This window comes from Clostridium tarantellae (genome assembly GCF_009295725.1).
GTDB lineage: Bacteria > Bacillota > Clostridia > Clostridiales > Clostridiaceae > Sarcina > Sarcina tarantellae.
The window spans coordinates 1-5665 of record NZ_WHJC01000218.1 but is presented as its reverse complement, the minus strand read 5'-3'; the positions used below and the strand labels follow the sequence as shown (position 1 = coordinate 5665).

The window sequence follows — 5665 nt, the reverse complement described above, 5'->3', positions numbered from 1 at the left end:
TATATAAAATTGAAATTATCAATACAACAAAATTTTCAAATCCTCTTTTATAAAAAATATTTTTATACTCAACTAAATAACTGTTTAATGTTTTAATTACTTGTAAAGTGGTGTTAAGTAATAATCAGCTAAAAATGGTATAATATATTTAAAGTTAAAAAAAGTTAAAGGAGGAATTTATGGGGGAATGGAATCCGATTTGGACAGATGAAGTTAAAATTGAAAATGGTGGTAGATATCCATTGCTACTTAATAGGTTTCATGATCATATGGAAGAAATATTGATAAAAGGAATAGTATCTACTACACAGAGATTAAGATATATTTCATATTGTGTTTGGGCAATTGGTGATATTGAAGAATCAATGGATTGTAATACTTATTCAGAATTTGTAAGAGCTTTTAGAGTGAGAGAAAGTGCATTAGCAGTGGGTTTACTTTTATTAAGTCCTGAAACGAAATTAGGTAATTATAATATATATGGTGTTGACACTATGAGTTCTATTGTAAATGATGTGGATAAAGCTTATGATTGTGAATTTAAAGTTTTATCATCACAAGAGTTGGGTGCATTTGGACAGTATTATAAGGGAACGATTCAAAATTGTGGGTTAATTTATGTTAATGAAGAGGGAGTAGTTAAATTGACTCCAACAGGACAAGAACTATATAAGATAATGGTTAATACATATAAGAATTCTAAATATTATAATTTATATAAAGGTAAGAAAAATATACCAGGACAAATATTGAAAGAATGGGCTAGTGTAAATGAATATGATAATATTACAGATGCATTACATAAAGCAGAAAGAGAATTTTATAAAAGAATATTATTTCATTTAGAAACAAAATATGTTTCAGATTTTAGAAGAGATACACTAACTATTTATTTAGAGTGCATAAGAGAATGTAATAAGCATAGCTTAGAGTTTAATGAACATATTATTAGAAATAGTCTCTATTATAAGAGAATAGAAACAGAAAATGAGATAATAAAATTTGAAATGTCATCCTTTCTTGATGATGCAGTGTTTTATTGGAGTATATATGAAACACAAGTATATTTTAGATGGTGGATTTCAGAATACTTACGATACTTTTTGAAAAGCTTATCTAGTGAGTCAGATGGTATGACTGTTGATGAAGTAATAGAAAATATAGACCAAGATATATTTAATGCTAAAATAAGAAAGCTTACAGATATAGATAAAAATTATTTTATTCTTACCTTTAAGGAATTAAGTAACTGTATTGAAAAGATAAATGATTTAGGTAAGTACTTATTAGAGGATGATTTAAGTTATGAAGAAATTGAAAACATTTCACATTTTTCAGCAGATCTATTAAGTATATTAGTTTTATTATATGAGAAGTATAAAGAACTAAAAAAGGATAAGAGATACATAGATGTAAGTTTAAAGTTAATAGATGATTATTGGTTTGATGAATTTTTTAGAGAAATAGATAGTATTAACAAATATAAAGTACCTGACTTATTACGAATAATTTTAAATAGATATGTAATACAAAAGCATGATAATGCAATGTATGCAAAAAATGATTTAAGAAGATGTTGGTTTACAAGAAGTGGTGATAAATATCAATTCCAATCAAATTCAAGCAGTATCTGGAGACCCGCAAAGCATAGGATTATATGTAATTTTTTATTTGATATGGGGCTAATAGCTGTAGATGATGAAATATATGTTATGACAGAGGAAGGAAATATTTTTTATAAAGAATTAAGAGAGAAGATTTATAATTATGAATAATTTTATTGATGACATATTTAACAAAAATAAAAATTTTGAGATGGGTATATTTTGTACCTATAGTTTTAATACTGATTTTTTTGAAAACTATATACTTAATTTGAAAGGGGTAAACACTTGTAGAAATATAAGTATCTTTACAGATAGAGAAATGTATAATAATTCATTCAATGCTGGTGAAATGACAAAGCCGAAATGGATTAACAAAAAGTATTTAGTTACACCAATAGATACTAATGGAGTATTTCATCCTAAATTGTATTTACTTGCTTCAGAAAAAAGTGTAAGTATTGGAGTAGGAAGTGCAAACTTAACAAGAGAAGGATTAGCAAGTAATTTAGAGATAATATCAACATTTGAAGTTACTGAGAAAAATAAAAAATATAGTGGGCTGTTAAAAGAATGTTTAGAATTTCTAAGAGAACTAAGTTTATATTCAAATAGTGCAAGTGCAATAAAAAGTGTAGATACATTTATAAATTATACAAGCCATCTATTAAGTGAAGAAAAATCAGAAATAAGATTTTTAAATAACTTTAATGAGGCAATATTACCTACAATTGTTAAAGAATTAGAAGATAATACGGTAAACAATATTAAAGTAATTTCACCATTTTATGATAAGGAACTAGAAGTATATAAGTATTTAAGAAATATATATCATGAAGCTAAAATTGATATATTTGTTCAACAAAAAAAATCAAACTTTCCTACTGAAAAATATAATTATTTTGATCTAAATACATCATTATATGTTTATATGGGACAAGATAGATATATGCATGGGAAAGCAATTGTATTTGATACTAATAAAGGCAGATTTTTATTGACAGGAAGTACAAATTTTACTAAAAGTGCATTGTTAGATAAAGAATTTAAAGCAAATATTGAAACGGCTATTTGGGGAAATATTGATGAAGATATAGTAAATAACTTAATTAAACCTAATGGAGTTACTATAACTAAACTTAATAATATTAAAGAGCTTAACGTTACTAAAATAGATAATAAAAGTGACTCTTTAAAAGAAAGATTAATATATAACTGGTTAATAGAAGCTTTAAATGATAACAATACTTTAAGAATTACATTAAATAATGAACAAGATATTATGCCAGTAAATTTAATATTTAATGGTGATGAAGATAATAAAATTGATTTTAGGTCTGAAATAGTTATAAAAGATATCTCTAAAAAAAACTTAGAATATGTTCAAGTAGAGGGCATTAATAATGAAAATATTATTGTTAAATCAAGTAGCATTTGGATAATTAAATTAGAAAAGGATAGAGAGTACACGGTAAAGAAAAGTTATAGCATAGATAATCCATATCAAATTACTTCAATATTAAATGAATTAATTGAAAATGGTTCAGAACAGGAATTAATTGAATATTTATTAAGATTTAATATTCCATTAGATTTAGTTTTATTTAATGGATGGGGTAGAGGACTTTCAGCAAGTGAAAGTAAAGGAAATGTTTTTGGTGAATTAGTTCAACAAAATAAGAGTATATTTAAAAATAATAATATATTTGATGCTACACAAAAATTTCTAAAGAATAATTATGAAAAATTAAATATACACTACGAAAATATTCAATTAAATAAATTAGATAACATGATGCTTATATATGGAACAATATTTAATATGATGAGTGTTTTTAATGGATATATTATAAACTTGAATAATTCTAATGAAATTGAAGCTGATAACTGGGTAATTATAAGGAAGTATTATGATATTATGTTAAAGTATATTGAAAAAGTTTTAACATTAATATGGAAAAGTGAAGAATATTATACTTTTCAAGAACAAGTTAATAAAATGATAAAGAAAGATAAGCAAAAAACATTACTAAATATATCTTCCTTTAAAGAGTTTATTATCAAAAGAGATTATGAATATCAATATAAATTAAGTCTTGACACATCTAAAGATATTATATTTAAGATAGATGAATACATTACCAAATTTAAGGTGAAAAATAAAAATGGAAATCTTGTAAAACCATTTATTTCACAGAATGGAATGAAAGATATTTATATAAATAAAAGAGAAAATATATTAAGTTTAGTAGATAGTTTAATTACTGATTTTAACAATTGGCATAGGTGAAAAATAGGTTTAATTAAGGAGCAAAGAGAAAAAGATAGGATATGATTAATCAAATATACATATTGAAGAGGCAATATACTTTCTAGAGTATTTATTTTTAATACAGAATGATGACTTTTCTGAAAAGTTTAAGAAATTTAAAGATAATGTAGGAGGTGTTAGAAAAATGACTATTGATGAAATAAGAGAAAAGTATTTAGAAGAAAAAAGTAAGGAAGAAGGAATTAAACTTACAAAGAAAGTATTAAAACTGTTTAGTAATGGTGAAACGGTAGAAAATATTGCAAAGATATGTGAAGTATCTGAAGATATAGTTAAAGAAATAATAGAATAAAAAATGAACTAATCACCTGAAGACTAATATTAACTTGTTAGCCTTTGGGGGATTTTTTAGTGGGTGCACTTTTTAGCAGAAACCCTAAACAATTTAGCGATAATTAAAGTAAAAAAAAAGGCGCTAAATTGTATCAATGTTGCAGTGCTAGGATAACAGGAACAACACACTTTAGTATTAGTTTTTTTGGACAAATTGGAATAGAATAAGAAAATAGGCTTTTTGCAACTCATATGAAAGAGGATGATGTTATAATGGGATATACAGACACTTTAGAAGAAGCTATTGTAGAAGTTGATGAATGGACAAAGCCTAAGGTTATTTTTATTGTAGCTTCATCTGTTAGTGCTATAATTGGAACTGACTTAAAAGGGGTATGTAGAGCTATTCAGCTTAAAGTATCAACTAAGTTATATGCTTTAGAAAATGGAGGTTTTAGAGGGGATTATACTACTGGTTTAAAGATTGTTTTTGACAATTTGATTAAGGATATGATTGGTGAAGACTCAGAAAAAATAGAAAATACGTTTAATATATTAGGTACATCTTTATATAGTTATCGTATGCGTTCTGATATTAATGAAATTAAAGATTTAATGAAAGATAGTTTTGGCTATAATTCAATAGCAACGTTATGTGTGGATACAAGTGAGGAAGTTATTAGAAATAGTGTTAAAGCTAAATTAAATATTGTGATTTCTTTTGAAGCTTTAGAATTAGCAAAGTATATGGAAAAGATTTATAATATACCCTATATTTATGGAACACCATATGGATATAAGGGTACATTAGATTGGCTGAAAGAAGTAGAAGAGATTATAGATTCAAAGATTAATAGTGCAGTAATGGAAAGTTTAATGAAAAAAATTATGATGATTAAGCATTACCCAATGTATAATAGAATGCTTAAAAATAACAAACCTAATATAAGTATATATAGTGAATATGATAGGCTATTAGGTTTTGAGAAAATAGTAAATGAACTTGGTTTTAATATAGATAGTCTTATATGTAGTCATAGTACTAAAGATATAGAAAACAAAAAGTTTGATACTTTAAAGTCAGAAAAAGCAAGAATAGATATATTTAATAACAAGAATAATCAATTAATTATAGCTGATGATGTAACATTAAGAATGAGTAATAATAGTAATACAAAGTTTAGAGTTAGTATGCCGATTATATATAGAAGTCAAGTAGCTAATCATATTCCATTAGTAGGAATAAAGGGAATGGATTATTTCTTAGAATATGTTGATGAATATTTACAAACTTTGAGTTAATAAATATTTTTATTATAGAATTATTTATATAAATTAAATATTCTACAAGATTTTATAAATTTATTAGTTATGATTAAGTTATGTATCATACCCTGATTAATTAATAGTAGAATCAATAGAGGATTATAAAACTGATTTCAATATATAATTGAAG

3 protein-coding genes and 1 pseudogene are annotated in these 5665 nt (G+C 24.6%); all 4 read left to right on the top strand.

Annotated features, from left to right (window positions below; translation table 11 throughout):
* Nucleotides 1-179 precede the first annotated feature (179 nt).
* Complete coding sequence (locus tag GBZ86_RS11885) at nucleotides 180-1775, top strand: hypothetical protein (RefSeq protein ID WP_152890938.1); 1596 nt, start codon at nucleotides 180-182, stop codon at nucleotides 1773-1775.
* Nucleotides 1768-3894: a phospholipase D-like domain-containing protein gene (locus GBZ86_RS11880; RefSeq protein ID WP_152890936.1), complete on the top strand. Its 2127-nt coding sequence runs from the start codon at nucleotides 1768-1770 to the stop codon at nucleotides 3892-3894. The genes GBZ86_RS11885 and GBZ86_RS11880 overlap by 8 nt, the downstream gene beginning before the upstream one ends.
* Before the next feature lie 166 nt (nucleotides 3895-4060).
* Nucleotides 4061-4228 carry a hypothetical protein gene (locus GBZ86_RS17235; RefSeq protein WP_170272232.1) on the top strand — a complete coding sequence of 56 codons (168 nt, stop codon included), beginning with the start codon at nucleotides 4061-4063 and terminating at the stop codon, nucleotides 4226-4228.
* Between the two features lie 227 nt (nucleotides 4229-4455).
* Nucleotides 4456-5511: pseudogene (locus GBZ86_RS11875) on the top strand (nitrogenase component 1); the annotation flags it as partial.
* Nucleotides 5512-5665 lie beyond the last annotated feature (154 nt).

What these genes read in the sequence shown, in the direction of transcription:
- GBZ86_RS11885 (WP_152890938.1), top strand. Translation starts at nt 180, where the DNA reads ATGGGGGAATGGAATCCGATTTGGACAGATGAAGTTAAAATTGAAAAT.
- GBZ86_RS11880 (WP_152890936.1), top strand. Translation starts at nt 1,768, where the DNA reads ATGAATAATTTTATTGATGACATATTTAACAAAAATAAAAATTTTGAG.
- GBZ86_RS17235 (WP_170272232.1), top strand. Translation starts at nt 4,061, where the DNA reads ATGACTATTGATGAAATAAGAGAAAAGTATTTAGAAGAAAAAAGTAAG.